Source organism: Burkholderia crassaminum, from assembly GCF_964265005.1.
Taxonomy (GTDB): Bacteria; Pseudomonadota; Gammaproteobacteria; order Burkholderiales; family Burkholderiaceae; genus Burkholderia.
The window spans coordinates 163,014-189,936 of the sequence record NZ_OZ183801.1; the positions used below are offsets into that span (position 1 = coordinate 163,014).

At 65.6% G+C, this 26,923-nt stretch carries 25 protein-coding genes and 2 pseudogenes; 19 read left to right on the forward strand and 8 right to left on the reverse strand.

The window, feature by feature from the left end:
* Positions 1 to 11: 11 nt before the first annotated feature.
* Complete coding sequence (locus tag ACPTTF_RS33985; protein ID WP_006767081.1) at positions 12 to 146, reverse strand: hypothetical protein; 135 nt, start codon at positions 144 to 146, stop codon at positions 12 to 14.
* Between the two features lie 402 nt (positions 147 to 548).
* Here ACPTTF_RS33985 and ACPTTF_RS33990 point away from each other — a divergent pair, with 402 nt between their 5' ends.
* The 7 genes from ACPTTF_RS33990 to ACPTTF_RS34020 all read left to right on the forward strand — a co-directional run bounded on the left by ACPTTF_RS33990 (position 549) and on the right by ACPTTF_RS34020 (position 8,981).
* Entirely contained in the window at positions 549 to 1,019 is a 471-nt protein-coding gene (locus ACPTTF_RS33990; RefSeq protein ID WP_423372012.1) for a hypothetical protein, read from the forward strand.
* A gap of 70 nt (positions 1,020 to 1,089) precedes the next feature.
* On the forward strand, positions 1,090 to 1,902 hold the full coding sequence (locus tag ACPTTF_RS33995) for an alpha/beta fold hydrolase (protein ID WP_423372013.1): 813 nt from the start codon (positions 1,090 to 1,092) through the stop codon (positions 1,900 to 1,902).
* A 348-nt stretch (positions 1,903 to 2,250) separates the two neighbouring features.
* The gene (ampC, locus tag ACPTTF_RS34000) at positions 2,251 to 3,420 is read left to right on the forward strand and encodes a class C beta-lactamase (RefSeq protein WP_423372014.1); all 1,170 of its coding nucleotides are present in this window, start codon (positions 2,251 to 2,253) and stop codon (positions 3,418 to 3,420) included.
* A gap of 163 nt (positions 3,421 to 3,583) precedes the next feature.
* Entirely contained in the window at positions 3,584 to 5,704 is a 2,121-nt protein-coding gene (locus ACPTTF_RS34005; RefSeq protein ID WP_423372015.1) for a hypothetical protein, read from the forward strand.
* 12 nt (positions 5,705 to 5,716) lie between these two features.
* Positions 5,717 to 5,977: a hypothetical protein gene (locus tag ACPTTF_RS34010; protein ID WP_166958634.1), complete on the forward strand. Its 261-nt coding sequence runs from the start codon at positions 5,717 to 5,719 to the stop codon at positions 5,975 to 5,977.
* Between the two features lie 37 nt (positions 5,978 to 6,014).
* Entirely contained in the window at positions 6,015 to 8,153 is a 2,139-nt protein-coding gene (locus ACPTTF_RS34015; RefSeq protein WP_423372016.1) for a phosphocholine-specific phospholipase C, read from the forward strand.
* Between the two features lie 141 nt (positions 8,154 to 8,294).
* Positions 8,295 to 8,981, forward strand: coding sequence for an HAD family hydrolase (locus ACPTTF_RS34020; RefSeq protein ID WP_166958630.1), 687 nt, complete (start codon positions 8,295 to 8,297; stop codon positions 8,979 to 8,981).
* 12 nt (positions 8,982 to 8,993) lie between these two features.
* On the opposite strand, the gene ACPTTF_RS34025 is transcribed toward ACPTTF_RS34020, so the two are convergent.
* Positions 8,994 to 9,881 (reverse strand): LysR substrate-binding domain-containing protein, encoded by an 888-nt coding sequence (locus tag ACPTTF_RS34025; protein WP_423372017.1) that lies wholly within the window; start codon positions 9,879 to 9,881, stop codon positions 8,994 to 8,996.
* A gap of 121 nt (positions 9,882 to 10,002) precedes the next feature.
* Positions 10,003 to 10,374, reverse strand: a complete 372-nt coding sequence (locus ACPTTF_RS34030) for a cupin domain-containing protein (protein ID WP_423372018.1) — start codon at positions 10,372 to 10,374, stop codon at positions 10,003 to 10,005.
* A gap of 243 nt (positions 10,375 to 10,617) precedes the next feature.
* Here ACPTTF_RS34030 and ACPTTF_RS34035 point away from each other — a divergent pair, with 243 nt between their 5' ends.
* Positions 10,618 to 11,280 carry an ankyrin repeat domain-containing protein gene (locus tag ACPTTF_RS34035; RefSeq protein ID WP_423372019.1) on the forward strand — a complete coding sequence of 221 codons (663 nt, stop codon included), beginning with the start codon at positions 10,618 to 10,620 and terminating at the stop codon, positions 11,278 to 11,280.
* Positions 11,281 to 11,317: 37 nt separating this feature from the next.
* Here the strand turns inward: ACPTTF_RS34035 and shc are convergent, their stop codons facing one another.
* Positions 11,318 to 13,381 carry a squalene--hopene cyclase gene (gene shc / locus ACPTTF_RS34040; RefSeq protein WP_423372020.1) on the reverse strand — a complete coding sequence of 688 codons (2,064 nt, stop codon included), beginning with the start codon at positions 13,379 to 13,381 and terminating at the stop codon, positions 11,318 to 11,320.
* Positions 13,382 to 13,434: 53 nt separating this feature from the next.
* Here shc and ACPTTF_RS34045 point away from each other — a divergent pair, with 53 nt between their 5' ends.
* Positions 13,435 to 14,136: a TetR/AcrR family transcriptional regulator gene (locus ACPTTF_RS34045; RefSeq protein WP_423372021.1), complete on the forward strand. Its 702-nt coding sequence runs from the start codon at positions 13,435 to 13,437 to the stop codon at positions 14,134 to 14,136.
* Between the two features lie 57 nt (positions 14,137 to 14,193).
* Here ACPTTF_RS34045 and ACPTTF_RS34050 read toward each other — a convergent pair whose 3' ends face one another.
* Positions 14,194 to 15,270, reverse strand: a complete 1,077-nt coding sequence (locus tag ACPTTF_RS34050) for a PDZ domain-containing protein (protein ID WP_423372022.1) — start codon at positions 15,268 to 15,270, stop codon at positions 14,194 to 14,196.
* A gap of 135 nt (positions 15,271 to 15,405) precedes the next feature.
* Here ACPTTF_RS34050 and ACPTTF_RS34055 point away from each other — a divergent pair, with 135 nt between their 5' ends.
* The 5 genes from ACPTTF_RS34055 to ACPTTF_RS34075 all read left to right on the forward strand — a co-directional run bounded on the left by ACPTTF_RS34055 (position 15,406) and on the right by ACPTTF_RS34075 (position 18,253).
* The gene (locus ACPTTF_RS34055) at positions 15,406 to 15,951 is read left to right on the forward strand and encodes an AAA family ATPase (RefSeq protein ID WP_423372608.1); all 546 of its coding nucleotides are present in this window, start codon (positions 15,406 to 15,408) and stop codon (positions 15,949 to 15,951) included.
* A 486-nt stretch (positions 15,952 to 16,437) separates the two neighbouring features.
* Positions 16,438 to 16,725 (forward strand): cupin domain-containing protein, encoded by a 288-nt coding sequence (locus ACPTTF_RS34060; RefSeq protein ID WP_423372023.1) that lies wholly within the window; start codon positions 16,438 to 16,440, stop codon positions 16,723 to 16,725.
* 82 nt (positions 16,726 to 16,807) lie between these two features.
* Positions 16,808 to 17,137: a DHCW motif cupin fold protein gene (locus ACPTTF_RS34065; protein WP_423372024.1), complete on the forward strand. Its 330-nt coding sequence runs from the start codon at positions 16,808 to 16,810 to the stop codon at positions 17,135 to 17,137.
* A 97-nt stretch (positions 17,138 to 17,234) separates the two neighbouring features.
* A complete protein-coding gene (locus tag ACPTTF_RS34070; RefSeq protein ID WP_423372025.1) occupies positions 17,235 to 17,630 on the forward strand; it encodes a VOC family protein in 396 nt (131 codons plus the stop codon).
* Positions 17,631 to 17,704: 74 nt separating this feature from the next.
* Positions 17,705 to 18,253, forward strand: a complete 549-nt coding sequence (locus tag ACPTTF_RS34075; protein WP_423372026.1) for a glutathione peroxidase — start codon at positions 17,705 to 17,707, stop codon at positions 18,251 to 18,253.
* A 103-nt stretch (positions 18,254 to 18,356) separates the two neighbouring features.
* Here ACPTTF_RS34075 and ACPTTF_RS34080 read toward each other — a convergent pair.
* Both ACPTTF_RS34080 and ACPTTF_RS34085 read right to left on the reverse strand, forming a co-directional pair.
* Positions 18,357 to 18,695 (reverse strand): annotated as a pseudogene (locus tag ACPTTF_RS34080) (MetQ/NlpA family ABC transporter substrate-binding protein); the annotation flags it as partial.
* 95 nt (positions 18,696 to 18,790) lie between these two features.
* A complete protein-coding gene (locus tag ACPTTF_RS34085) occupies positions 18,791 to 19,390 on the reverse strand; it encodes a hypothetical protein (RefSeq protein ID WP_423372027.1) in 600 nt (199 codons plus the stop codon).
* A 423-nt stretch (positions 19,391 to 19,813) separates the two neighbouring features.
* On the opposite strand from ACPTTF_RS34085, the gene ACPTTF_RS34090 reads away from it, so the two are divergent.
* Positions 19,814 to 21,796 (forward strand): SPFH domain-containing protein, encoded by a 1,983-nt coding sequence (locus tag ACPTTF_RS34090; RefSeq protein WP_166958606.1) that lies wholly within the window; start codon positions 19,814 to 19,816, stop codon positions 21,794 to 21,796.
* 327 nt (positions 21,797 to 22,123) lie between these two features.
* A pseudogene (locus ACPTTF_RS34095) lies at positions 22,124 to 22,265 on the forward strand (transposase); the annotation flags it as partial.
* Between the two features lie 59 nt (positions 22,266 to 22,324).
* Here ACPTTF_RS34095 and ACPTTF_RS34100 read toward each other — a convergent pair.
* Complete coding sequence (locus tag ACPTTF_RS34100) at positions 22,325 to 22,921, reverse strand: flavin reductase family protein (protein ID WP_423372028.1); 597 nt, start codon at positions 22,919 to 22,921, stop codon at positions 22,325 to 22,327.
* An 83-nt stretch (positions 22,922 to 23,004) separates the two neighbouring features.
* Between ACPTTF_RS34100 and ACPTTF_RS34105 the strand changes: the two genes are divergently transcribed.
* From ACPTTF_RS34105 to ACPTTF_RS34115, 3 genes are all read left to right on the forward strand, one after another.
* Entirely contained in the window at positions 23,005 to 23,727 is a 723-nt protein-coding gene (locus ACPTTF_RS34105; protein ID WP_423372029.1) for a sulfite exporter TauE/SafE family protein, read from the forward strand.
* Entirely contained in the window at positions 23,724 to 24,311 is a 588-nt protein-coding gene (locus ACPTTF_RS34110) for a DUF6886 family protein (RefSeq protein ID WP_423372030.1), read from the forward strand. Before ACPTTF_RS34105 ends, ACPTTF_RS34110 begins: the two co-directional genes overlap by 4 nt.
* Before the next feature lie 1,005 nt (positions 24,312 to 25,316).
* Positions 25,317 to 26,882 (forward strand): methyl-accepting chemotaxis protein, encoded by a 1,566-nt coding sequence (locus ACPTTF_RS34115; RefSeq protein ID WP_423372031.1) that lies wholly within the window; start codon positions 25,317 to 25,319, stop codon positions 26,880 to 26,882.
* Positions 26,883 to 26,923: the final 41 nt, after the last annotated feature.

The following is a 26,923-nucleotide window of genomic DNA, read 5'->3' on the forward strand; positions in this document are numbered from 1 at the left end:
GCCCTGCGCGCTTACGGACGCAGCAGATCGAACCCGCCGAATACGACGACACCGCTCAACACGATCATTGCGACGGAGTGCTGGCCGAAATAGAGAATCGCGGCGGCAAGCCACGTCGTGATGCAGAAGGCGCCGATGCGGGCCATCGTGTGTTCCTCGAATGCGTGATGAAGTGAGCGCGCGCCGCCCGGCGTTCACCGCTTGAAGCGGCGAGCGGGGCGCGCAGGCGAACGGAAAGGGCGACCCGCGCAGCCGCGACCGCGACGTCGGCACGTGTTGCGTGCCGCGCCCGGCAGGGCGGGAGTCGACACCGGCGGCGTTGCACGCTCGCGCCCGGAGGCGGTGGGCGCGCGAATCCCGCCGGCGAAGCCGCAATTTTATCAGCGCTGCGATGCCGCCAATCTGGCCCTTTCGCGACTAAAACCGGCGAACTTTCGCCAAATCAGTCCGGCCCCGATACTCAAGTTTCGTGTGACGAATGCCGTAAACGAGCTGGAAGGCAATTCCGCCCCAGTCACGATTCGCTTACCGATAGACGGACCGACACGATGCAGATCGATTTCTCCACGACCACGCGCGCCCCGCTGGCGGACGCCAGCCCGAGCGCGAACGCTGCGTCGGCCGCGCCCGCCGCAACGTCATCCACCGATGGCGCGACGAATGCCACGGGCGCGACGGGTACGACGGGCACCACCGGCACGCAGGGTTCGACCAACGGCTCCGGCGCCACCGGCGAAACGCCCGGCGCATCGGGCGGCTCGTCGGACAGCCCGGCGGTCGCGCAACTGAAAGCGTTGATCGACCGGCTGCAGAAGCAGCTGGCCACGATCGAGCGCCAGATGGCGAGCGCGGCGCAGCGCGCGAAGGACGACCCGGCCGCGGCGATCGAGCAGCAGTCGCTGAGCGCGGAAGCCGGCGCGATCTCGGGGGCGCTTTCGACCGCGATCTCGCAACTCGCGGCGGCGATCGAGAAGACGGGCGGCTCGACGGCGGGCGGGCTGGTGTCGACGCAGGCCTGACCGGTTGCGGCCGCGTCGGCCGCACGCATTACAATCGCAAGCGCGTCTCCCTCGACAGGACGGCAGAACGATGAATGCGGAACTCGACGACGACGACCTCGTCCGCTTCGACGCGCAAGGCGGCACGCCGCTGCCCGCGGCCGATGAACAAGGCTGGCTGGAACACGACGGCGCGCGCATCTGGCACGCGTCGTTCGGCCAGGGCCCGCCGGTCGTGCTGCTGCACGGCGGCCTCGGCCACAGCGGCAACTGGGGCAAGCAGGTGCCGGCGCTGCTCACGGCCGGCTACCGCGCGATCGTGATCGACAGCCGCGGCCACGGCCGCAGCACGCGCGACGACCAACCCTATTCCTACGAACGCATGGCGTCCGACGTGCTCGCGGTGCTCGACGCGCTGCACGTCGACCGTGCGCGCTTCGTCGGCTGGAGCGACGGCGCGTGCATCGCGCTCGTGCTGGCCGATCGCGCGCCGGCACGGGCGGCCGGCGTGTTCTTCTTCGCGTGCAACATGGACCCGAGCGGAACGAAGGAGATGGTGCCGGGCCCGCTGCTCGACCGCTGCTTCGCGCGGCATCGCAAGGACTACGCGGCGCTTTCCGCGACACCCGGCCAGTTCGATGCATTCGTCGCGGCCGTCAGCGAAATGATGCGCACGCAACCGGATTACCGCGCGCAGGATCTCGCGGCGATCGCCGTGCCGGTCGCGATCGTGCTGGGCGAGCACGACGAATTCATCCGGGCCGAGCATGCGGCGTACCTGGCGCGGACGATCCCGGGCGCGACGTTGACGATCCTGCCCGGCGTGAGCCATTTCGCGCCGCTGCAGCGGCCCGCGCGGTTCAACGCGGCGCTGCTGGCGTTCCTCGAGCGGGTGCCGGGCTGACGCGCTCAAACCGTCGGGTTTCGGCGCCGAGGGTCGCGTGCGCCGTGACGCGTAGGCTGACCCGCTGGTACGGCAAATTCCCGGACGTGTCGCGCTCGTCGCAGGGCGCGTGACGGTGCTACCCGATGTTCCGCGCAAACCGTCGAGCGTGCCGCGATGGCGGCAGCGGTCACCACTGCTTCGCCTGTCTCATAAGTTTTTCTTTAGGCTCGCTCAACATAACGTCGATTGTTGACGGACAGCTTACAGCGGATAGTCCTGCTTCGGCAGGCCGGCCGCTGCGATTTCCGCAGGGCGCGGCCGGATCTGTTGTCCACGCAACCATCAGAAATCGAAGGAACCGCAACCATGCGATTCAACGCGACACGCTTCGCCGCGACCCTGTTCGTCGCCGTGTGCGCCACTGCCACGGCCGGCCGCGCGGCCGCCGTCACCCAGGACGACCTTCACGACACCGTGACCCGCCACATCGCGCCGCTGATGAAGCAGTACGCGATTCCCGGCATGGCCATCGGCATCGTCGCCGACGGCAAGCCCTACGTGTTCGACTACGGCGTGATGTCGACGCAAACCGGCAAGCCCGTCACCGGCGACACGCTGTTCGAAATCGGCTCCGTCAGCAAGACGCTGACCGCGACACTCGCGGCCGACGCGCAGGAGGGCGGCGAACTGTCGCTGGCCGACCCGGCCGGCAAGTACCTGCCCGCGCTGCAGGGCAAGCCGTTCGGCGTCGTGACGCTGCTCAACCTCGGCACGCATACGCCCGGGGGCATGCCGCTGCAGGTGCCGGACAGCATCCGCAACGACGCGGACCTGATCCGCTATCTCGACGCGTGGCGGCCGGCCTATGCGCCGGGCACGTACCGCACGTATTCGAACGTCGCGATCGGGATGCTCGGCTGGCTCACCGCGAAGGCGATGCACAAGGAATTCGCGGCGCTGATGGAGCAGCGGCTCTTTCCCGCGCTCGGGATGACGCACACGTACATCAACGTGCCCGACGCGCGGCAGGCCGACTATGCACAGGGCTATACGCAGGACGGCAAGCCGATCCGGATGACGGGCGGCATGCTGTGGCAGCCGGCGTACGGCGTGCGGACCACGGCGGCGGATTTGCTGCGCTTCGTGCAGGCGAACATGGGGCTGATCGACACCGCGCCGCGCCTGCAGCGCGCGCTTGAACGCACGCACACCGGCTATTTCCGCGCAGGGCCGCTGACGCAGGACCTGATCTGGGAGCAGTATCCGTATCCGGTCGCGCTGCCGACGCTGCTCGAGGGCAACTCGATGAAGATGCTGCGCGACGGGGTGCTGGCCACCGCGATCAAGCCGCCGCTCGCGCCGAGCGCGGATACGTGGATCAACAAGACGGGCTCGACCAACGGCTTCAGTACCTATGTGGCGTTCGTTCCCTCGAAGCGGATCGCGATCGTGATGCTCGCGAACCGCAGCTATCCGAACGAGGACCGCGTGAAGGCCGCGTACGGGATCCTCGAGGCGCTCGACGGCCGGCGGTAACGTTTACGCCGGCGAGCCGGTCGTTTCACACGGCCGGCTCTCCCCAAAAAAGCTGATACCTGTATCGGCGCGCTTCTGCAAAACGAAATACGCGCATCGCATCCCCTGAGCAGAATCCGGGCAGATCTCCGGGCGTGTCCGGATAGTCCAGTCAGGGGGAAACATGCGGAAGACCACTCTCGCGCAACTGCTGTGCGGGCTGACCTTGGTCGGCGCGCTCGGCGCGTGCGGCGGCAACATGGATGGCACGGGCGGTGCGGCCGGGCCGTCGGCGAACGCGGCCGGCGGTACCGGCAGTACCGATAACGGCAAGGGCAACGGCGGCAACCCGCCGGGCCAGCAGGTCGCGAACCGCGCGCTCGTGATCGAGCTCGACGGCGTCACGTATGCGGCGCTCGCGGCCGGCATTGCGGGCGGCACGCTGCCGAATCTCGCGAAGCTGCACGTCGCGCCCGCGTACAGCGGCGGCGTCAACGGCCTGCTGTCGCAGCAGCCGAACCTCGACACGCCGAGCTGGGCCACGCTGCTCACCGGCGCGTGGGGCAATCGTCACCAGGTGCTGTCCGACGCACCGAACCAGGCGTTGCAGGCGCCGACCGCCTTCGACACGCTGAAGACCGCGAACGCGGGCCTGCTCGGCGCGGCCGTCGGGTCGCCGGCGCTCGCGTCGCTGCTGACCGCCGGGCGCAACGCGGGCAGCCTCGACACGCTCGCGAACTGCGCGGCGGTCGACAGCTGCGTCACGCAGCAAGGCGCCACGATGATCCAGCAGGGCTACTCGCTGGTCGTCGCGCAGTACCACTCGGCGCAGGATGCGGCGCTGAACTACGGCCTCGGCGCGTCGGCGTATGCGAGCACGCTTCAGCAGCTCGACACGGCCGTCGGCGCGCTCATCGCCGAAACCGCGAAGCGCAACAAGGAGAACTGGCTGGTCGTCGTCACCGGCGGCCACGGCCTGAACGCGGCCGGCGGCAGCGACGGGCTCCCGCTCTTGCCCGAATCGACGACCTTCGTCGCGATGAACCAGGCCGACAACGGGCGGCTGGGCAGCGCCGCGCAGCCGGCATCGCTGGCCGACCTGCACACGCGCGCCAGCATCGCGGACATCGCGCCGACCGTGCTCGCGCAACTCGGCGCGCTGCCGGCTCCGTCCGCGTATGAAATGGACGGCGGCGAACTGATCGGTGCGCAGCCGGTGTCGCAGCTCGCCGGCGCGGCCAGCGCCGACGGCCACAGCGTCGTGCTGACGTGGGCCGCGCCCGCGAGCGGCGCGATTGCGGTGTACCGCGCGGGCCAGCAGATCGCGACGCTGCCGGTCGGCACGACGACCTACACCGACAGCGCGCTCGGCCTGACCGCGGCCGGCACCTACAGCTTCGACTACGTGGTGACGGCGGGCGCCGCACCGCTCGGCAGCATCGCGCGGATCGCGTACGTGCCGCCGCCGCCCCCGCCGCCGCCGCTTGCGACGACGCTGAAGAGCGGCCTCGCGTCGTACTACCCGTTCGGCGCGCTGCCGGTCGTCGATGCGTTGAATGCGAGCACGATGGGCCCGTTCTCGGCCGCCGCGAACGGCGGCTCGCTCACCGCCGATCCGTTCGGCGGGCAGGCGCTGCAGGTGACGACGCAGACCGTCGACACGAACGGCTACGACGGCTACAAGCTGGTGCAGAACGCCGACATCGCGACGCAATCGCAGTTCACCATCGGCATGTGGCTCAAGACGCCGTGTACCGACGTGGTCGGCTTCGGCACGCCGGTGTTCGCGAACAAGAACTGGCAGAGCGGCAAGAACGCGGGCATCGCGATCGGGCTGTTCCCGCAGGCGTCGGGCGCGCCGTCGGGCACCTGCAACATCCAGTACAACGCGGGCGACGGCACCAACCGCAATGACCTGAAGACGATGAGCGTGACCGCGAACCAATGGGTGTACGCGGCGTTCGTGATCGACACCGTCGGCAAGACGATGACGGCCTACACGTTCGACCCGGTGCTCGGCGAGCAGAAGCAGAGCACGCCGCTGACGGTGTCGGCGAGTGCGCTGCCGGGCCTCGGCACGAAGACTTTCGGCGTGAACGAGGACGGCACGGGCCAGTACCACATGCTCGCGTGCGGCTATCCGGCCAGCCACTACAGCGGCGGCTACACGGTCAACGCGTGCACGACGGTGAAGCCGAACGTCGAGAGCTTCTCCGACGTCGCGATGTGGAACCGCGTCGTCACCGAAACCGAACTGCAGTCGGTCGCGGGCTCGGGCAAGCCGCTGTCGACGATCCTTCACTGACGGAGTGCCGACATGAACCTCACTGACCTGCGCCGCGTGCGCGTCGCGCTCGCCGCCTGCGTGCTGAGCGCGCTGGTCGCCGGGTGCGGCGGCGACGATTCGGGCGGCACGGCCGCCAGCGCCGCGAAGGCGAATGCCGCGCCGGCCGGCGCCGGCGGCGCGAGCGCGCCGGTGCCGATCGTCGCGCTGCCGGGCGCCGGCCCGTGCGCCGCGTCGGGCACGGCCGCGCTGCCGTCGCCGTTGCTGAACTCGCAGCTGCGCTGCGCGCCGTGACGCGCGCGCCTTTCCGGAACGACCTTCCTTCCCGATCATGACTTCCATCGACCGCCGCTCGTTTCTCCGTGCCGCCGCTGCCGGCACGGCCTTCTCGATGTTCCCGCCGGCGATCCGGCGCGCGCTCGCGATTCCCGCCAACAACCAGACGGGCACGATCAACGACGTCCAGCACGTCGTGATCTTCATGCAGGAAAACCGTTCGTTCGATCATTACTTCGGCACGATGCCCGGCGTGCGCGGCTTCGGCGATCGCCTGACGATCCCGCAGCCGGGCGGCACGCCCGTGTGGCAGCAGAACGACGGCAAGCGCCCGGTGCTGCCGTTCTACCTCGACAGCACGAAGGGCAATGCGCTGCTCGTCGGCGGCGCGCACTCGTGGACCGATTCGCATTCGGCGTGGGACAACGGCCGGATGACCGCATGGCCTGCGTCGAAGGGCGATGCGTCGATGGGCTACCTGCGCCAGTCCGACCTGCCGTTTCACTTCGCGCTCGCGAATGCGTTCACGGTCTGCGACGCGTATCACTGCTCGCTGCACGGCGGCACGAACTCGAACCGGATCTTCCTGTGGACCGGCACGAACGGCCCGACCGGCTCGAACACGGCCGTCGTGAACAACGACGGCTGGGACGGCCTGGGTTCGTCGAAGACGGGCCTCACGTGGACGACCTACCCGGAGCGCCTGCAGGCGTCGGGCGTGAGCTGGAAGGTCTACCAGAACATGCCGGACAACTACACCGACAACCCGCTCGCGGGTTTCGCGACGTTCCGCAAGGTCAACGAGACCGTGCCGGGCTCGCCGAACGCGCCGTACACGCCTGCGATGGAGGCGCTGTCGCCGCTGTACAAGGGCATCGGCAACACGATGCCCGATGGTGGCTTCCTGCAGTCGCTCGCCGACGACATCGCGGCGAACCGGATGCCGCAGGTGAGCTGGATCGTGTCGCCGACCGCGTACTGCGAGCACCCGGGCGCGTCGACGCCGGGGCAGGGCGCGTACTACCTGCAGCACCTGCTCGACACGCTGACCGCGAATCCGGACGTGTGGAGCAAGACCGTGCTGTTCGTGAACTACGACGAGAACGACGGCTTCTTCGATCACATGCCGCCGCCGAACCCGCCGTCGCGCAACACGGACGGCACGTATGCGGGCAAGTCGACCGTGACCACGCAGTACGAGTACTTCACGCTGCCGAACCCGCCCGGCGATTCGTCGCCGCTCGCGCCGGACGGCCGCCCGTACGGGCCCGGCCCGCGCGTGCCGATGTTCGTCGTATCGCCGTGGAGCACGGGCGGCTGGGTCAACTCGGAAGTGTTCGACCATACGTCGGTGCTGCGCTTCCTCGAGCAGCGCTTCGGCGTGCAGGAGCCGAACATCAGTCCGTGGCGCCGCGCGGTGTGCGGCGACATGACGTCGGCGTTCAATTTCAGGAACCCGAACGGCAACCCGACGACGTCGCTGCCGGCGCCGACCAAGGCCGCGGCCGATGCGCAGCACGTGCAGCAGGCCCTGATGGGCGCGGTGCCTGTGCCGCCGGTCGCGTCGCAGCAGATGCCGGTGCAGCCGCAGGGCACGCGGCCCTCACGTGCGTTGCCGTACGAGCTGCATACGAGCGCGAGCGCCGATGTATCGGGCGGGCTGCTGTGGCTCACGTTCAGCAACACGGGCACGGTCGGCGCAGTGTTTCATGTGTACGACAAGCTGCATCTCGATCGCGCGCCGCGCCGCTATACGGTCGAAGCGGGCAAGCAGCTGTCGGATTCGTGGCGCGCGGTGGCCGACGATGCAGGCAACTACGACCTGTGGGTGCTCGGGCCGAACGGCTTCCTGCGCGAATTCCAGGGCAACGTCGCGCAGGCCGCGAGTGGCCCCGTGCCGGAGATCCGCGTGTGCTACGACCCGGCGAACGATGCCGTGTACCTGACGATCATGAACGTCGGCAACGCGGCGAGCCAGGTCACGGTCACGTCGAACGCGTACCGCACCGACGGCCCGTGGAGCTACGCGGTGCCCGCCGGGATGCAGGTCGAGCCGTACTGGACGCTCGCCGCGTCGAACGGCTGGTACGACTTCACGCTGGCGGCCGAGAACGGTCTCGTGCGCCGCTTCGCGGGCCGCGTCGAGACCGGCAAGGACAGCATCAGCGATCCGGCGATGGGCGTGTCCAGCTGACGGACGCCGGCCGAGCGGCCGGCGTCGCATCACCGGGTGCCGCCGGCGCGCACGACCCGCGCCGGCGGCTTTTGTGCGCGGCTTCGCGTGGGCGAGGCCGCGCGTTTTTCATTCCTTCCTGTTCACACGACGCTTCATTCGATGACGCAACTCGCGCTTTTCGATCTCGACCTCACCCTCATTCCGTTCGACAGCGACCAGGCCTGGGGCCGTTTCATGGTCGAGCACGGCCTCGTCGACGCAGCCGAATTCGACCGCATCGACGCGGCATTTTCAGCCGGCTATGCGGCCGGCACGCTCGACATCCATGCGCACCTGTGCGACATGCTCGCACCGCTCGCACGCTATTCGCGCGAACGGCTCGCGCACTGGCACGCGTGCTTCATGGCCGACGTCGTGCGGCCCGCGATTTCGCCGGCCGCGCTCGAACTCGTGCGACATCATCGCGCGCGCGGCGACCTGTGCTGCGTCGTCACCGCGACGAACGCGTTCATCACGCGGCCGATCGCGCGCGCGTTCGGCATCGACGCGCTGATCGCCTGCGAACTCGAGACCGTCGACGGACGGCCCGAGTCGCGTTATACGGGCCGCCCGGCCGGCGTGCCGAGCTATCGCGAAGGGAAGATCGTGCGCACCGACGCATGGCTCGCGTCGCTCGGCCTCGCGTGGACGGATTTCGAACGCAGCTGGTTCTACAGCGATTCGCACAACGACGTGCCGTTGCTCGAGAAGGTGACCGATGCGGTCGCGACCAATCCGGATGAACGCTTGCGCACGGTGGCGATGCAGCGAGGCTGGCAGATCGTCGACCTGTTCGAAACGGCGTGAGCGTGCGCGTCGTTATGCGCGCGCCGGCGTGCGTTCGTCGCGGCGTTCGACGTTGGCCATGAACGCGGTAATCAGCCGCGTACCGGCGCGCGCGTCGAGGTAATACAGGTATTCGTGCATCGGCGGCAGATCGTCGGCGAGCGCGATCGCGCGCAGCTCCGGATGCGCGCCGACCTCGCCGCGCGGCATCAGCGTGCAGCCCATGTCGTGCCGCACGGCTTCGCGGATCGCTTCGCGGCTGCCGAGCTCGATCGCGTTCGCGGGCACGTCGATGCCCGCGAGCTTCAGCACGTGTTCCATCAGCGCGCGTGTGCGCGAGCCGGCCTCGCGCAGCAGCAGCGTCTCGCGGGCCAGCGTCGCGAGCGCGATCGAGTCACGCGCGGCGAGCGGATGCGAGCGGTGCACGACCAGCACCAGCGGATCGTTCGCGATCGTATGCCGGACGAAACGCGGATCGTCGTCGCGCTGCGACGACACGGCGACGTCGACACGAAAATCGACGAGCGCATCGAGCACCTGTTGCGAGTTGCCGATCTCGATGCTGATCTTCACGGCCGGATACTGGCGGCGGAATGCGGCGATCGCCGGCAGGATGTAGAACGGGCCGGTCGTGCCGACGCGCAGGTTGCCCGTGTGCAGTTCGCGCTCGTTGCGCAGCGCGAAATCGATGTCGTTCTCCATCTGCAGCATCTGGCCGATCATCGGCATCAGCGCCGCGCCGGCGTCGCTGAGATCGAGACGGTTGCCGCGGCGATGGAACAGCTCGACGCCGTAGTGGCGTTCGAGCTGCTGGATGCGCGACGTGATCGTCGGCTGGCTCACGTCGAGGCGCTTCGCGGCCGCGGTCACGCTCCCTTGACGGGCGGTTTCGTAGAAGGCGGCGAGAAGCAGGGCAAGCATGGCGACACACGGGACGAGACGAGCGGAACTTACCGGCCGCGTGTGTCAATGCCGTGTCATCGGCGTGGATGCGCGTGGCAAATTGGGGCGCGATGTTGCATCAGTCGCGCCCGTTCGCCGCTCATTCGGGCGGCTGCTCGTCGTATGCGACGAAGATCTTCCGCGTGCGTTCGACGACTTCCCACGTGCCGCGAAAGCCCGGTGGAATCACGAAACGATGGCCGGTGCGCAGGGTCTTCCGGTTTCCGTCGAGATCGGTGATCACCGACGTGCCTTCGAGGATCTCGCAGTATTCCGCTTCGGTGTACGCGACGTGCCAGCAGCCGGGCGTGCTTTCCCAGATGCCGGTCGAGAAACGGCCGCACGGGCTCGCGAAGCCGGGTGTGAGCGTTTGCAGCGGGTCGCCGGCAATCAGTTTCTCGGGCGATACGCGGTACTGCGTCGGCTCGCCGCTCGGGGCGAACGCGTCGGTGATGGAGGAAACGTCGATCATGATGGGCATGCTTCGTCGGGTTGGATGGAGTGGGGCGCCTGCGGCGCGCCCGTGCGAGGCGATGGTGATGAGCGGTCTCGCGTCCGACATCATCGCAGATCGACGGGGCGGCGCGGGCAGTGGCCGGATGCGGAGCCGGGGAATCCCGACTCGAAGCAGTGCCGCATGATCGCGCAGCCGCGACGAACGCTTATGATGAGCGGTCAATACGGTCACGCAAACGCGACTGACGAGGAGATTCGATTGAGCATCGCATGGGACGGCATCACGGACGCCGACATGCTCGGCGACGCGCAGGTCGCGACCCGGCACGCACTGGCCGACGCGGCAAGGAACGGCGACTGGGCGACGATGCTCGACCTCGTGGCGAAGGAGCCTGCGCTCGTCAACGCGACGCGGCTCGGCGGTACGTCGCTTTATGCGCCGCTGCATCAGGCTGCTTACGGCGGCGCGCCGAAAGCGGTCGTTGCCGAACTGTTGCGGCTCGGGGCATGGCGGATGCTGCGCGATGCGCAACGCGAGCGCGCGGTCGATATCGCCGCGCGGCGCGGGCATCGGCATCTGGTCGATGTGCTGACACCGCAGCCGCGACGCTTCGTGCCCGACGATACGCTGCTCGCCATTCAGCGCCATTTCCACGAGATGATTCTCGGCCGCATCGCACACCTGCGTGTCGACGCGCTGCGCCTGCCCGAACTCGAACCGCTGCTCGAACTCGATGTACAGGCCGAACGCATGTGGTTCGCGGTGCCGGGCATGTATGGCGGATTCGACTATGCGCTGCACGCGGACCGCAATGCGGCCATGCTCGTGTCGTCGAGCTGGAGCCGCGTGGTCGGCGGCTCGGGGCAGCGGCACGAGATCACCGCGAACGGCTGTACGCTGGTCGAAGAGGGGTTTGTCTGACGCGCTCGCCGCACATGGCAGCGAGCGCCGTCGTCCGTCAAACGACGGCCGTATCGGCTGCGGTCACAGCAGTCGTAGCGGCCGCATCGCGTGCCGTCGAGCCGGTCGATGCCGCCGCACCCGCCAGCCGCCGATAGCGCGCGAGCGCCCACAGCGGGAAGTACGCGGTATAGCCGTGATACTTCAGGTAGAAGATGCGCGGGAAGCCGGGCGCATTGTGCGAACGATGCCACCAGAAGCCGTCTTCCTGCTGCACGGACTGCAGATACGCGATGCCGCGCTTCACCGAATCGGATTCGCAGTCGCCGAACGCCATCTGCGCGAGCAGTGCCCACGCGGTGAAGTTCGACGTGCTCTCGCCGCCATTGGTGCCGGCGAGCTTCGCGTCGATATAGCTGTCGTTCGTCTCGCCCCAGCCGCCATCCGCATGCTGTTTTGAACGCAGCCATTCGATCGCGCGGGCGATATACGGCTGCGACTTGTCCTCGCCGGCGAGCGCGAGGCCGGCCAGCACGCTCCACGTCCCGTAGATGTAGTTCGTGCCCCAGCGGCCCCACCAGCTGCCGTCGGGCTGCTGCGTGCGCTTCACGTACTCGATGCAGCGCGCGACCGACGTGCGTTCGTCCGCGCGTTTCGTCACGCCGAAGCACAGCAGCACGCGACCCGACACGTCCTCGGTCGGCGGATCGAGCAGCGCGCCGTGATCGGCGAACGGGATCGCGTTCAGGTACATGCGGTCGCAGTCGGCGTCGAAGGCCGCGAAGCCGCCGTTGCGCGATTGCAGCCCGCGCATCCAGTCGAGCGCGCGCGCGACGCGCGGCGCATACGGGTTCGTGCCGTCCGCGTTGCGATGCGTGTGGCCACGGCGATCGAGCATCGCGGTGACGACCGCCGTGTCGTCGATGTCGGGGTAGTACGGGTTCGCGTACTGGAATGCCCATCCGCCCGGCTGGACGTCGGCCGGCGCGTTCTCGATCCAGTCGCCGCGCAGGTCGTTCACCTGGCGTTCGGCCAGCCAGTCGTACGCACGCGCGATGCGTTCGTCGAGTGCGCGCCGCGCGTCGTCCGGCGCGCCGTCTTCGGGCACCGCCACGCCGCGCGCCTGTTCGAGCGCCATCGTGCTCCACGCGGTATCCCACACCGGCGACAGGCAGGGCTGGCAATACATGCTGCCGTCCGGCCGCGTGACCAGCAGCTTTTCCAGCGCGTTTTCGCAATCGCGCCGCAGCGGATGATCGTCCGGGTAGCCGAGCACCTGCATCATCTGGTAGCTGTAGACGATCGGCGGGAAGATCCCGCCGAGCCCGTCCTCGCCGTTCATGCGCTCCGCGCACCACGCCTCGGCGTGGCGGATCGCGCGCTGCCGCAGGCCCTTCGGCATCAGCGGCTCGACGTGACGCACCGTGCGGTCGAGTGCGAGGAACAGCTTGCGCATGCCGCGCGCGGGCGGGAAGTACTGACGCTCCTCGTCCGGCGGCGTGACGAACAGCTCGCGGATCGAGATGTTGCGCGGATTACGCGCGCGCGCCTTCAGCGAGCACAGCACGAGCAGCGGCACCATCGTCGTGCGCGCCCAGTACGCGACCTTGTACATCGAGATCGGCACCCACTTCGGGAACAGCACGAATTCGATCGGCATGAACGGCGCCGCGCGCCACGGCACCTGGCCGAACGTCGCGAGCAGGATGCGGGTGAACACGTTCGAGCGTGCCGCGCCGCCAAGCTTCAGGATCGCGTCGCGCGCGCGGACCATGTGCGGCGCGTGTTCGCTGTCGCCGGCCGCCTTCAGCGCGAAGTACGCCTTCACGCTGCACGACACGTCCGGATCGCCGTCGACGTACAGCGACCAGCCGCCGTGCGTGTCGAGCCGCTGGTTCGCGCGCAGGTAGCGCGCCATCTTCTCCTGGCGGAGGTCGTCGATCTTGTCCATGAAATGCATCATCAGGATGTATTCCGCGGTGATCGTCGCGTCGGATTCGAGTTCGAAACACCAGCTGCCGTCGGGCTGCTGGAGACGCACGAGGGCGTCGCGTCCACGGGCGATGGCGGTGTCGAGCGCGGACCAGGGGGAAGGGGCGGGTTTATTCATGCGGCGGATCATACCATCCAGCCGGAATGTTTATATCGAGACGCCCGGGTGCTACCATCCGCTCCATGAAAAAACACCTCGAACCCGCGCCGCACGATGTGCCCGCGCCTGTCGAACCGGCTGCGGAGGCCGGTGCGCGGGCGCCTGAAGCATCGGCGGCGCCGGCCGTCGCCACCGCCGGCGTGCGTCGCAAAAAGGCGCCGGATCAGGTGCGCGCGCAGTTGCTGGCGGCTGCATCGGAAATCGCGACACATCACGGCGTGGCCGCGCTGACGCTCGATGCGGTGGCCGAGCGCGCCGGCGTGACGAAAGGCGCGCTGCAGTATCACTTCGCGAACAAGCAGGGGCTGCTGGATGCGCTGTTCGGCCAGGCGACCGAGCGGTTCACCGCGCAGATGGCCGCGCGGGTGGCGGCGGATGCCGGCGGCGCCGGTGCGGCGGCGCGGGCCTACATGCACGCGGTGCTCGACGAGTCGCAGCCGGTCGCGAGTACCGATGTGCTGCGTGTGCTGGTCGCGTCGATGATGACCGACCAGGACACGCGCGAACGATGGTCGGTGCCGATGCGGGAATGGACGCGGCCCGACCCGGTGCCGCTCGAGCAGGCCGCGACGCTGATGATCTGCCGGCTCGCCGCCGACGGGCTATGGATTTCGCAGCTGCTCGACAGCGTCGAGATATCCGCCGAATTGCGTGCGGAGATCGGTCGGCAGCTCGACGCGATGAGCCACGGTGCGTTTCCGAAGGGGCGTGACGGGGCCGCGTGAGCCCTGCATCGCGGCGCCCGGCCGCGTTGGCGCCGCGACCCGGCGCCGGCGGCACTCTTAGAACTGCGCCTGCAGCGTGACTTCCCTGGCGTCGCGCCAGACCGTCAGCGGCACCACCGTGCCCTTGGCGGTCGCATGCACGGCGTCGGCCAGGTCGGCCATCTGCTTGAGCGGGCGATCGCCGAACCGGATCAGCACATCGTAGTTCTTCAGGCCGGCACGATCGGCGACGGTGCCGGGCAGCACACCGAGGATCTGCATCGCGCTGCTGGGGACCTTCATCCCCTCCTGTATCCCTTCGTCCAGATCGACAAAATGCACGCCGAAGCCCATCGGCCGGCCCTTCAGTTCCTCCGGCACCAGACGGCGGTCGTTCGGAATGCCGGCGAGAAAGCGCGACAGGTACGCGGCCGGAATCCGGATCCTGAAGCCCTTGTCGACCGCGTTGTAGTCCGAGAGGGTGAGCACGAGGTCGGTCCCGCTGATCTCGTAGGTCTTCAGGTAGAGGCGGTCCAGCATGATGAAGACGCCGCCGTTGACGGGCCAGGCCTTGGCGCCGTCGGCCGTCGTGTTCCAGTATGCGGTGTCGGCGTAGCCGCCACCGTTCAGCGTCGGAATCACGACCGGGATTTTCGGCTGCCGGTAGTGGGTGCCGTATTTCCCGTAGTCGCGCACGGTATTGAAATTCCACTTCTGCGTCGTATGGAAGGCGACGGCCAGCCCCAGGACGGAATCGACGCCTTGCGGCGACTGGACGAGCGTCAATTGCGCGTCGACGATGCCCTGGTCAGCCGATAAGCCGGAATCGGTGACGGTCAGTGCGGGGGAATCGTAGCGGGTGTAATCCGGGAAACGCTCGGACAGCCACGTATAGACAGGCGGCGCGGCCTTTTCCTGCGCCTGTGCCGCTTGCGCGGCGAACAACGACATTGCCAGCAGGGCGGCAAATACAAAACCACGTTTCATTTCGGAATGCCCTCTTTTATCTGTTATCTGAATGGAGGTGGCGTGGAGCCGCCACGGAATTCCATCTTTGTTTTCCGGCAAGCGTATCAGTTTTAAGCCTGCAGGTTGAAGTATGCCGCTTCCAATCCGCTTGCTCGCGATCGGGTAGTTGATTATTCTGATGCGCATGACCCATTCGCAAACCCGTTCGATTATTCGCGCCGCAATCTTGCCGGCGGGATAACGATCGACTGAATGGATATCGTCACAACCCGCCCGGAAGGCGGGTTTTTGCTTTCTGGGCATTCGATGGAGAGCCTGGAAATGCAGACAGGGAAGTCACTTCACGCGACGGCATCGAACGATGCCGTGTTGCTCCACATGGTATGCGGCAAGATCGCTTCCGGAAAATCGACGCTCGTCGCGCGGCTCGCGAGCGCCGGGCCGGTCGTTTCGATCAGCGAAGACGTGTGGCTCGCGCATCTTTATCCGGGCGAGATTCTGTCGATCGATGACTATGTCCGGTGTGCAACGCGCCTCCGGGATGTACTGGCCGATCACGCCCGCGCGTTGCTGCAGGCCGGCGTATCCGTGGTGCTCGACCTGCCGTTCAACACCGTCGCTGCGCGTGCATGGGGGCTTGCCGTAGCGCAGGCGGCCGATTGTGATCATCGACTGCATTACCTCGACGTCAGCGATGCGGTCTGCAAGGCACGGCTGCGCGCACGCAATGCGCGCGGCGACCATCCGTTCCAGGCGTCGGACGCCGAGTTCGAACGGATCACGCGGTACTTCGTCGCGCCGGCAGCGACGGAAGGGTTGAACATCGTGGCTTATGACGAAGCTGGCGCCGTCAGGTCGGTTTCATAAAGGTGCGGCAGCGTGGGGGACATGGAGTATCTGTCTGACACGCTCGATCTGCCGGTGTCCAACGAAGCTGGCTTGTGACGAACTGCCATCGTAGTCATCTGGCATTGGCAATCGACGGTCTCGGCGTTCGCGTTGCGCGGTCGCTCGATGCCGGACACGCACGAGCCGCCGATTGCGTGACGTGATGGGCGCGGGATTGACTGCGCGTGCCCCGGCCGCATTCGCGTCGGGGCAAGACGGCGGGTTGCCGAAGCAGCCGTTCGGACATTCGCGATCGGTTGGGTTGCATCATCGGCGACAACAGATGTGCGGGAAAACGGCAACGATCTGAATGTGTCGAGGGAGGCGCTTCGTCTTTAGAATGGCCGTCGGGAACATCGGGCGTGGCAAGACGTCCTTACATCCGGCCGGCGGCGTACACCAACCGGCGAAAGTGCGGTTGCCGCCATCGTCGGCCAGCCTGCTTGATATTTTGGGAGACATCCGATGCAGCACCGTCCGAAAGCCGTTCCGACGCAGCAGGTTGCGAACGAGCGCGTGATCGTCACCGAATGGCGATTCGCGCCCGGTGCCGAGACCGGCTGGCATGTCCATCAGCACGACTATGTCGTCGTGCCGCAAACGGACGGACAGCTTCTTCTCGAAACCGCGCAAGGTAACCGCGAATCGCAGTTGCACGCCGGGCGCAGCTATGCGGGGCTGAAGGGTGTCGAACACAACGTCGTCAACGCGTCCAGCCACGAAGTGGTGTTCGTGGAAGTGGAGATTCTTTGAGACGCGCGCTAAAAGGTGCGCGAATACTTTGCCGCGTCGAGCCGGACAAGCCGACGGTCGGGTCGCATCAGGGAGATGAATGATGAAAATGACCGACATCCCGTTTGGCACGACCGACTGGCGCACCGTGGAACCGACCGAGCACCGCGGAGAACAAGGGATGGCGCGCTGGCGCACGCTGCAATTCGGCGATATCCGGGTGCGGCAGGTTGAATATTCGGCCGGTTACGTGGCCGATCACTGGTGCGTCAAAGGCCACATCCTGTATTGCCTCGAAGGCGAGTTGCTGACGGAACTCGATGACGGGCGGCAGTTCACGCTTGCGCCGGGTATGAGCTACCAGGTGGCTGATCACGCGGAGGCGCATCGATCGTCAACCCGAGGGGGCGCGAAACTGTTCATCGTCGATTGAACCGGGGGCGTTCTGGCGGCCGGCCGCAGCCTGCCCTTTGCAGGCTGCAGAAGCGGGAGGACAATACCGGCGGAAATCGCTTCGGAGGCTCCCTGACATGGCCGGATTTCAGCCCGACGGATGGCACACCGTCACGCCCCGCATCGTCGTACCGGATCCGGAAAACCTGATCGAATTCTTGCGATCGGTGTTTCACGCACAGGGCGCGTTCCGTCCCGGGTTGCCCGCGGAAATCCGGATCGGCGATTCCGTCGTGATGATCAGCGGCGAAGAGGGCCTGCGCGATCCGATGCCCGCGTTTCTGTATGTCTATGTCGAGGATGCCGATCTGACCTATCAGCGGGCGCTCGCAGCACAAGCGATCCCGCTCGAGGCCCCGGCCGACATGCCGTATGGTGACAGGCGGGCGATGGTGAAAGACAGGTGGGGGAATACATGGCAGATCGCTACGCATCAGCGCGATCTCTCGGGTGACTTTACTGACGACGTGTGAGATTCCCGAAGGAACGCGATACACGGCGATTCCAGTGGTTCACTCGTCGATTCAATCCATTGAAGGATGCAGACATGAGCGCGATTTACGATATTCCCGTCACCGCCATCGACGGTGCACAAACCACGCTGCGGTCCTACGCAGGCAAAGTGCTGCTGGTGGTGAACGTGGCGTCCAAATGCGGGCTGACGCCGCAATACGAAGGTCTCGAAACGCTCTACGAGGACAAGCGCGCCGACGGCCTCGAAGTGCTGGCGTTCCCCGCCAACGACTTCAAGGGCCAGGAACCGGGCACCGATGCCGAAATCCAGTCCTTTTGCACCGGGACCTTCGGCGTGAAGTTTCCGTTGTTCTCGAAAATCTCCGTGGTCGGCGACGACAAGCATCCGCTCTATCGCTCGCTCACTCAGGCGCAGCCGCAGGCGGCCGGCGACGGCCCGTTCCGTGCCCGCCTCGAAGGCTACGGCATTCAGCCGAATCCGGCGCCCGACGTGCTGTGGAACTTCGAGAAGTTTCTCGTGAGCCGGACGGGTGAAGTGGTCGCGCGCTTCTCGCCCGACACCGTCGCGGACGACCCGAAGCTCGTCGCCGCGATCGATGCGGAGCTTGCCAGGGCCGCGTAAGCCCGGCGCGCGTCAGGCGTCTTCGCACGTGGCGGATCGGTGAGCGGGTTCGGCGCGGCGCCGCCTCCGCGCGACGCACCGCACCGCACCGACCCGTTCGCGGTCACGGCTGCGGCGCCCCTTGCCATGCCGGCAGTGCCTCGCCGTGATAGACGCTGATGATCTTCGCCGCCACGTCCGGTTGCTGATAGCTGTCGACGAGGGCGCGGACCCATGACGAGTCCGCATCCTTCGCATTGACGGCAAGCACTTTGCGATACGGGTTGCCGGCCACCTTCTCCTGCGCGAGGCGTTCCTTTGGAATGCGGATGCCGGTCTTGATCGCCCGGTCCGTATTGATGACGGCCGCATCGAGATCGTCGATCGCGCGCCCGATGATGCCCGTATCGGGCTCTCGAATCCGGATGTGCTTCGGATTGCGATCGATGTCGCGATCCGCCGGACGGAGCGTGATCGCGGCGGCGGTTTCCCGTTCCTCGCCTTTGACAAGTTGCCGGCCTTCGATCAGGCCGACAGATCTTTAACGCCCTGTTGATGTCAGAGGACGCCGTTCAGGATTCCACGCGGCTCACACGTTCCCCGCCTCGTCTTCGTGACCAGCTTGAACCCCTTGGTGACCATGCAGGCTTCGAACATGCGGTTGTCGGGTCGCGGGACAAGAGGATTGTGATGCTGATAGTCGGGTATATAGGTACACCGCATGCACGCGTCTACCCAGGGCAATTCGGAAGATTTCCATGTTCCGGCAGCGGTGGCGCGTTGCTCGAACCGATCGCACGTCATGCCAGGCTCCCGGATATAGGGAGCGGCTGCGGCGCACGCGCGATCGGCATCGGCCTGGCTCATGTTCCTGAAACGCTCGTTCGAGCGATCCTGGCAGGTTTCGACATAGCTCGCGACACATTGCTCTTGCAGCGCCGAGCGACACTGGCCCCGCGCCTGCTCGACCCCCAGGCGGTGGGCCGCCAACGTATCGGGCTGCCAGTCAACGTACGTTCCGATGCCTTCCTCGTAAGTCTCGAAGGGGCCGCATAGGTGCAGCGCCGCGCATCCGGAAAGAAATGAAAACGACATGCACAGGATCAACAGCACGATACGACGCAAGTGCATGGGGTACGCATTCCACAGGCCGTGCATGGGCGCTCCCGGTTTGCGAAGCATGGATGTCATTTCACCGGCCGACGCCGGTGGCGGGCGAAGCTGTCGTGAATTCATGACGGTGCACGGCGAGATTCAGGCAATGAAAGGCACTTCCCCGTCCCGGGGCCGGGACGGAAGTCGCGAATCGGCATCAATATGCCATGATGCAGTGACAGTCGTTCATCAACGTCATCTGGACGGAAGACCTGTCCGTTGTTACCGTAGGAATCGATCTCGCCAAGCCTCTCTTTGCCCCCGACGAAGTCGAGGTTGCCGCACGCTACGAGGCGGTCGCGCGTCCGAACAAGCGTTTCACGCCGCGGAAATCGAAGCCGTGCGGGATGGTTTTGAAAGGTTGTGAATTGACGAGATGCCGTGCGCTGCGATCACTTTCTCCTTGCCCACTTGAGACCATAAGCCGTGAACATTTTAGATCTTGCGGCCCACGCCGCGATTGTCTTGATTCCGATCCTTGTCCTCGCCATCGTTGTTCGCACGGCTGGCGTGGTCCGGTACGTGTCGAACTCGGATGCCGCTGTCGTCGAGCGAATCTGGAGCGCCAGGGGCTCGCTCACCAGCGGCGTCATCGCATTGAATGGAGAGGCCGGGTTGCTACCGGATCTGCTGCGTGGCGGGATTCACATTTTCAGGCCGTATTCGTATCGACTCCATCACCAGCCCATTCCGGTCGTACCGAATAATGAACTCGGCTATGTATTTGCGCGAAGCGGCGTACAGTTGCCGCCCTCCCAGGCACTGGCGTCCAACGAGACGGCCAACCAGTTCGAGGACGTGCGGGCATTTCTCGAGGCCGGAGGCCAGAAAGGTCTGCAGCGTCTCGTCCTGCGCGGCGGTGTCCACCCGATCAACCTTGCACAGTTCGCGATTCTGACGAAAAGCAAGGTATACGCGCTGAACCTCGACAAGGAAGAAACCGCGATGCTCGCGGAGGCGCACAAGAGCCTGCTCGACATCAACGGCTACGATCCCGTCGTGATCGACGGCGCCCGTGATGAAATCGGTATTGTCACGGTGCTTGATGGTCCGCCCAGTGGCGAGCTGGTGCAGCCCGCCGTCGGCACGGATTCCAGCAACGTCGGGACGTTTCACCACGCGTTTCAGGCCCCCGACGCATTTATCCGTGCCGGTGGCTTCAAGGGGCGTCAGTACCAGGTGCTGGTCGACGGTTCGTACTACATCAACCGCATGTTCGCGACCGTCGAACTGATCTCCAAGCTCGTGATTCCGGTCGGGAAAGTCGGCGTCATCGTATCCAACTTCGGCAGGGGTGAAACGCCAGGTCAGGCCGGGGCCACGGACGACGTGAACGACAAGCCGCTGAAGCATGGCCGGCTCGTCGGTGACGATGCGAAAGGGGTGCGCCGCAATTCGCTGCCGCCCGGCAAGTATCCGTTCAACCCCTACGCCGGACAGGTGACGCTGGTACCGACCACCAATACCATCCTGCTGTGGCAAAAGGGCGAGACATCCGAGCACAACCTGGACGCGAGGCTGAAGGAGGTCCGCTTGATTACGCTCGATGCATTCGAACCGGATCTGCCGCTGTCCGTCGTCCTGCACGTTGATCCGCAGAAGGCCTCGTCGGTCGTGCAACGGTTTGGCAACCTGGATCAACTGGTGAATCAGACGCTCGATCCGCTTGTGTCGTCATATTTCAAGAACGTCGCACAAGGCAAGACCGCGACGTCGCTCGTGCACGACCGCATGACGATTCAGAACGAAGCGAAGGAGCACCTGACCGTCGAGTTCGCGAAGTACGATCTCGAACTGGTCGACGTCGTGCTCGGTACGCCGACCGGGTCCAGTATCGAACCTGTCCTGGAGCAGATGCGGGCCAGCCAGATCGCAAAAGAACAGGTCAAGGCATACGAAGATCAGAAGCTGTCCGCTGCAAAGCTGCGCGAGTTGAATGAAGAACAGGCGCGAGCCCAGCAGCAAAGCCACCTGACCCAATCGAGCATCGAAATCGAAATTGCCGAGAACAACGGCCAGGCCGAGGTGCGGCGCGCAAACCGCGAAGCGGAGAAGATCAAGGCGCTCGCGCAGGCCAACGCCGAAGCCGCGAAGCTGCAAGGTCAGGGCGAAGGCGAACGGCTTGCAAGCATTGGCCGAGGTGAAGCGGAAGCCACCCGTGCACGATTCGAGGCCGCCGGCGGTGCCGATTATGGCTTGACGCTCGCTGCGTTCGAGCGCGTAGCGGATGCCGTCAGGGAGGCCAAGCTGCCGATCGTCCCCAGCACGTTGATCACCAGTTCCGGTACCGGCGGGAATGCGTTGTTGCAGCTGTTCGAGTTGCTGGTTGCCCAGAAGCTTACGTCACCGACCTCCGGCGCAACGACGCCCGGGGGCGGTGCCGTGCAGCGTGCTGACGGGCACGCCTGACCGGAGCCCGCGCGCCTTCCGCGAGCAGTCGAACGCGGTTTGTCGCGCGTTCGGTCGCGAGACTTGCCATTCAACCCAAAGGCCTGGCCGCGATGCCGGGCCTTTGCTCTTTTTCGCCGCACTCGAGATGCGCCACCCATGCAGTTTTCGCGGTATTGCTCGTCGACGGCCATGCGGAAGTCTCTCGACGCGACCGCAATACGTCGCAAACAGGCAGGGCGGCCTGATCCTGCCAGGGAAACCGGGCATCACGCGCAATCAGTTTCCGCTCAGCGTGGCGCTTCGATCCAGGTCTTGTTTTTTTGCATCGAAGGCGTGTCGCGACACGCACAGTATCGCAAACGTAAATGGATCGTCGAACCGCCCAACGGTTGAATTAAGGCGCACCCTGCGCTTCAGGCAATTCAGCATGCGTGGTTTGGCGAAGGTGCAAACCGAGTTCAAACTCGTCTGCATGGCATTGAACGTATGCGATCCATCCATGACGCCCCTCAGAGTCAAGGAGCATCTCGGTGAGACAACGCTGAGCTATGCTCTGAAATTTTTCCCCAGATGTTGTCCAAGCGAGAAATACTGGCGGAAGACGTAGTACAGCGGATGCCATCGATCGAGTTGGATTCGATCCGAGAGGGTAAGTAGTTCGGTATGGACATGGATGCGCAGCGCCTGCACCTCGACGGCGATCAAAGCATCTGCTTCCTTGCCAATCGGATGAACGCGAACCACACCTGCTTCGATCTGGATCGGGCATTCAGCGGCTCGCATTGGAGCAACACATTCACTCGCTGTCGCAGTGAGGCCTGCGCGCTTGAACTTGTCGCGTTCGAACCTGTAGCCCATTTTCCTCTTCGCATCAGGCATGGCTTCTGCCCCGGAAGTTGCTGCGATGGCCTCGACGTTCGTCCACAACGACGCATCCGGCAAATTGAGTACCAACTCTTTGCATCGTTTCAGATTGCGACAGCATTGACCTGTTTCGCTCAGGCCGATCAGTAACGTATCGGACAGTGCCCAATAGGATGAGATCGGGCTAAGATTCGTGGTTCCGTCTGGACTCAGGCTGGAAACGAGGGCAACAGGCGTGCCGAAGTACAAAACAGGAAGGCTGATGCTGCGGGTTTCCATGATATTCGGAGAGAAATTTCGACACTCCATTTTCACCGTGATCGGGACCACTTCGTTTCAGTGCTGCATGAAACGTCAATAACATGACCTACCTCTTCGTGCTGCTGGTCGGGCTCGTCGCCGGTGCGCTGAGCGGTGTCGTCGGCGCGGGGTCGTCGATCCTGCTCCTGCCGGTCCTCGTGTTCCAGTTCGGCCCGCAGCAGGCCGTGCCGATCATGGCGATTGCGGCGCTGATGTCGAACGTCGCGAAGGTGTTGTCCTGGTGGCGCGAGATCGACTGGCGTGCATTCACAGCGTGGTCGGTTCCGGGCGTACCGGCGGCGGCACTGGGCGCGCGCACGCTGCTGATCCTGCCGCCGCAGGTGGTGGATGTCGCGCTGGGTGTGTTTTTCCTCGCGATGATCCCGGGGCGGCGCTGGCTCCACGCGCGGCAGTTCCGGATTCGGTTATGGCAGTTCGCGGTGGCGGGCGCAGTCGTCGGGTTCCTGACGGGGATCGTGCTTTCAACGGGGCCGCTGAGCGTACCGGCCTTCACCGCGTATGGATTGGCAAAGGGCGCGTTCCTGTCGACAGAGGCGGCCAGCTCGCTGGCGCTGATGGTCAGCAAGATCGTGACGTTCAAGCAGCTCGGGGCATTGCCGCTGCCGTCCATCGTTCGCGGGCTGATCATCGGCACGTCGGTGATGATCGGGGCTTTCGTCGGCAAGGCGGTCGTTCGGCGCATGAGCGTGCATGCGTTCCATCATGTGCTGGACGCGGTCATGCTGTGTTCGGGGTTGTCTCTCTTGTGGGCCGCCGCGACATGACAAGCCGTCTCTTCCATTTCAGCGACGATTCGACCATCGCGGAATTTCATCCGAGGCCGGTGCGTGTTGCGGTTGAGCGCCCGGCCGGGCAGGAATGGCTGAATGGGCCACTGGTATGGTCGACGGACGAGGCGCACGAACTGCTGTACCTGTTTCCCCGCGAGTGTCCGCGCATTATCGTCTGGCCGACGCCGTCAACGAGTATCGAGGATCGGGCCGCATGGTTCGGCGGAACGTCGTTTCGTGCGATCGCTCATATCGAGCGCGCGTGGCTCGACCGCTTCAGGACAGCCCGCATCTATCGCTACCGTCTGCCGGTCGAATCGTTCGAGGCTATCGATGATGTCGGGATGCATGTCTCGCGTACGCCGGTTGTTCCCACGCAGGTCGACGCGCTGGATGACCTGATGGGCGAACTGGCGTCGAGAGATATCGCGTTGCGGGTCCTGGACAGGCTCACGCCATTGAAAGGCGTCTGGCAAACGACGCTGCATGCCAGCGGCATCCGATTGCGAAATGCGCAGGACTGGGGGAAACCGGGGTGGACCCACTCGAGGCCAGGGCGGACGGTTACCGTTACGTAGCGGCGGCAACGGTCGACCCTGGATTCCGGTGCGGTTGGTGTGGCAGGTGCATCAAAAGGTGCGAGAGAGCGGGCAGCACTTCTCGAATCGCTTTTCTTCGGCCTCAGTCGTTGTTGTGCAAGCTTTCGCAATCGATGCACGCCATTCGGACACTTGATCGTACGGCTGGCAAGAGTGCGTGTTACGCACGCGGACCGTCCGGTGGTACTGAACGGCGCTGCCGACAGAGACGCTTATGGTGCAACGGATGCCGAACCGAACCGAACCGAACCGAACCGAACCGAACCGAACCGAACCGAACCGAACCGAACCGAACCGACTCGACGATGGTGGTCACCTGCACCGTTGCGATTCTGTCATGTGAATTTATGCCAGGTAGATTTCCGGGATAGTATCCGGCACGGACCGTCGTCCACGAAATAACGAAACGAAAGGGCGGCAACCAGGGCAATCTCAAGAACCCGCAGGTGCTACGAGCGACCATCAGGTCGCCGCAAATCCATTGCCATGAAAAATCTAAAATTTTGTATCGCGGTGGTGATCTGGTTATCCATCGGGATTGGCTCCCTTCATGCCATCCATGATAGAAGCGGCGTCGCCTATACCATCTTCAGAATCGTTGTCGTTTCGTATTGTTTTGTGCAAATCTTCTCGCAAATTTGGGGCGTGATGCGAGAAAGAAAAGGGCGGCAGCTCTAGATCGACCAGCGCGTGTCGTGCGCTTCGGCGACGGCTATGCCTCGAACATCCGCGTCGTCGCCAATGCCGGGCGCGGACGCACAGGGCGCCGCCCGCCGCGGGTTGCGCGACTGAAGCCGCCGCCGCAAGACCGACACCTGTCGCAATCGTCAAGATTCGCGTCGCATGCACATAAAACCTCCTCGTTTCTCCCGCCGTTAACCCGTTCGCAGCCCATGCGCCGCGTGTTGCGATGCGCCGCGCGTCTTTCGTGATCCGGAGTCCACATCCGCCGCTGGCCACACCCCGCCGGCGCAAGGGAACGTCATGCGAAAACAACTCACTATCCGTGGTGGTCTCGTCGCGACCATTGCCGGCTATACCGTGCTGCTCGTGCTGGTGGTCGGCGCATGCATCGCGGCCCTCTATATGGGCAACGCTTCGCTCGAGGCGATGTACCGCGACGACACCGCGTCGCTGCTGCACCTGAAGACCAGCTCCGAGCGCATGCTCGTGCTGCGCGAACGCATGAGCGATGTCGCGCAGGTCATCAGCGCCGGCCGGTCGGCCAGGGAAGAGGTCGCGAACGTTCACGCGCTCCTCAAGCAGAGCAACGACGAACTGGACGCCTACGCGCGCCTGCACGCGCGCAACGCCGACGAGCAGGCACTGTTCGACACGCTGCAGAATCGCCGTCGGGCCCTGCTCGACGGCGTGTTCCTGAAGGCGCTCGCGCAACTCGACGGCGACGACGCGTTCGGTTTCCTCGACACGCAACTCACCGCGCCGCCCGCGCTGTTCGCCGCCTACCAGGAGGCGATCGATGCGCTCGAATCGTTCCAGGTTGCGCGTGAAAAGGCGCGCTACGATGCGGCCGGTGTGCATTTCCATCGGATCGTGGGGGGGATGGCCGCGGTCGCGGTGTTCGCCCTCGTCGTCGGCTTCTTCGCGCAGCGCATGCTTGCGAAGGCGATCATCGAGCCGATCGGGCTCGCGGTCGACCAGTTCGAAAAGATCTCGAAGGGCGACCTGACGGGAACGGTCGTCGTGCCCGGCGAGAACGAGATGGCTTATCTGCTGCATGCGCTGAAGCGGATGCAGGACGGCCTCGTCGACACCGTGCACCAGGTGCGCGCGAGTACGGAGACGATCGTCGGCGACGTCCGCACGATCGCGAGCGGCAACGTCGACTTGTCGGCGCGCACCGAGCAGCAGGCCGTATCGCTGCAACAGGCAGCGGCGAGCGTCGAGCAACTGACGGCAGCCGTGCGCCAGAACGCGGACAATGCGCGCGACGCCCGCACCTACGTCGAGGGCGCGGCGGGCATCGCGTCGCGCGGCGGCGAGGCGATGCAGCGCGTCGTCGAGACGATGTCGGCGATATCGCACAGCTCCGCGAAGATCTCGGGCATCGTCGCCGTGATCGAGAGCATCGCGTTCCAGACCAACATCCTTGCCTTGAACGCTGCCGTCGAAGCCGCGCGCGCAGGCGAGCAAGGACGCGGCTTCGCGGTTGTCGCGACGGAAGTGCGCGGGCTCGCGCAGCGCTGCGCGTCGGCGGCGAAGGAAATCCGCGAGCTGATCGGCCATTCCGCGCAGCGCGTCGAGGACGGCAGCGGTCTCGTCGCCCTGGCCGGCTCGGCGATGGCCGAGCTCGTCGCCGCGGTCGAGCGCGTCAATACGATCATGAGCGACACGAGCAACGCGTTCGAAGAGCAATCGTCGGGCATCGAGCAGGTGAATGCCGCGGTCATCCAGATCGAGCAGACGATGCAGCGCAATGCCGCGCTGGTCGAGGAGGCCGCGGCCGCGGCGCTGTCGCTCGACGAACAAGGCGCGCGGCTGAGTGCGGCGGTCGCGCAGTTCCGTCTGCGTGACGAGGCGCTCGCGTGACGCACCAAGGCGGGCAACCGGCACCGGATCGTCGGGCCGCG

Bases quoted from the DNA above. Each gene is read 5' to 3' on its own strand.
- ACPTTF_RS33985 (WP_006767081.1), bottom strand. From the start codon at position 146: ATGGCCCGCATCGGCGCCTTCTGCATCACGACGTGGCTTGCCGCCGCG.
- ACPTTF_RS33990 (WP_423372012.1), top strand. From the start codon at position 549: ATGCAGATCGATTTCTCCACGACCACGCGCGCCCCGCTGGCGGACGCC.
- ACPTTF_RS33995 (WP_423372013.1), top strand. From the start codon at position 1,090: ATGAATGCGGAACTCGACGACGACGACCTCGTCCGCTTCGACGCGCAA.
- ampC (WP_423372014.1), top strand. From the start codon at position 2,251: ATGCGATTCAACGCGACACGCTTCGCCGCGACCCTGTTCGTCGCCGTG.
- ACPTTF_RS34005 (WP_423372015.1), top strand. From the start codon at position 3,584: ATGCGGAAGACCACTCTCGCGCAACTGCTGTGCGGGCTGACCTTGGTC.
- ACPTTF_RS34010 (WP_166958634.1), top strand. From the start codon at position 5,717: ATGAACCTCACTGACCTGCGCCGCGTGCGCGTCGCGCTCGCCGCCTGC.
- ACPTTF_RS34015 (WP_423372016.1), top strand. From the start codon at position 6,015: ATGACTTCCATCGACCGCCGCTCGTTTCTCCGTGCCGCCGCTGCCGGC.
- ACPTTF_RS34020 (WP_166958630.1), top strand. From the start codon at position 8,295: ATGACGCAACTCGCGCTTTTCGATCTCGACCTCACCCTCATTCCGTTC.
- ACPTTF_RS34025 (WP_423372017.1), bottom strand. From the start codon at position 9,881: ATGCTTGCCCTGCTTCTCGCCGCCTTCTACGAAACCGCCCGTCAAGGG.
- ACPTTF_RS34030 (WP_423372018.1), bottom strand. From the start codon at position 10,374: ATGATCGACGTTTCCTCCATCACCGACGCGTTCGCCCCGAGCGGCGAG.
- shc (WP_423372020.1), bottom strand. From the start codon at position 13,381: ATGATCCGCCGCATGAATAAACCCGCCCCTTCCCCCTGGTCCGCGCTC.
- ACPTTF_RS34045 (WP_423372021.1), top strand. From the start codon at position 13,435: ATGAAAAAACACCTCGAACCCGCGCCGCACGATGTGCCCGCGCCTGTC.
- ACPTTF_RS34050 (WP_423372022.1), bottom strand. From the start codon at position 15,270: ATGCGCATCAGAATAATCAACTACCCGATCGCGAGCAAGCGGATTGGA.
- ACPTTF_RS34055 (WP_423372608.1), top strand. From the start codon at position 15,406: ATGCAGACAGGGAAGTCACTTCACGCGACGGCATCGAACGATGCCGTG.
- ACPTTF_RS34060 (WP_423372023.1), top strand. From the start codon at position 16,438: ATGCAGCACCGTCCGAAAGCCGTTCCGACGCAGCAGGTTGCGAACGAG.
- ACPTTF_RS34065 (WP_423372024.1), top strand. From the start codon at position 16,808: ATGAAAATGACCGACATCCCGTTTGGCACGACCGACTGGCGCACCGTG.
- ACPTTF_RS34070 (WP_423372025.1), top strand. From the start codon at position 17,235: ATGGCCGGATTTCAGCCCGACGGATGGCACACCGTCACGCCCCGCATC.
- ACPTTF_RS34075 (WP_423372026.1), top strand. From the start codon at position 17,705: ATGAGCGCGATTTACGATATTCCCGTCACCGCCATCGACGGTGCACAA.
- ACPTTF_RS34085 (WP_423372027.1), bottom strand. From the start codon at position 19,390: ATGCACGGCCTGTGGAATGCGTACCCCATGCACTTGCGTCGTATCGTG.
- ACPTTF_RS34100 (WP_423372028.1), bottom strand. From the start codon at position 22,921: ATGGAAACCCGCAGCATCAGCCTTCCTGTTTTGTACTTCGGCACGCCT.
- ACPTTF_RS34105 (WP_423372029.1), top strand. From the start codon at position 23,005: ATGACCTACCTCTTCGTGCTGCTGGTCGGGCTCGTCGCCGGTGCGCTG.
- ACPTTF_RS34110 (WP_423372030.1), top strand. From the start codon at position 23,724: ATGACAAGCCGTCTCTTCCATTTCAGCGACGATTCGACCATCGCGGAA.
- ACPTTF_RS34115 (WP_423372031.1), top strand. From the start codon at position 25,317: ATGCGAAAACAACTCACTATCCGTGGTGGTCTCGTCGCGACCATTGCC.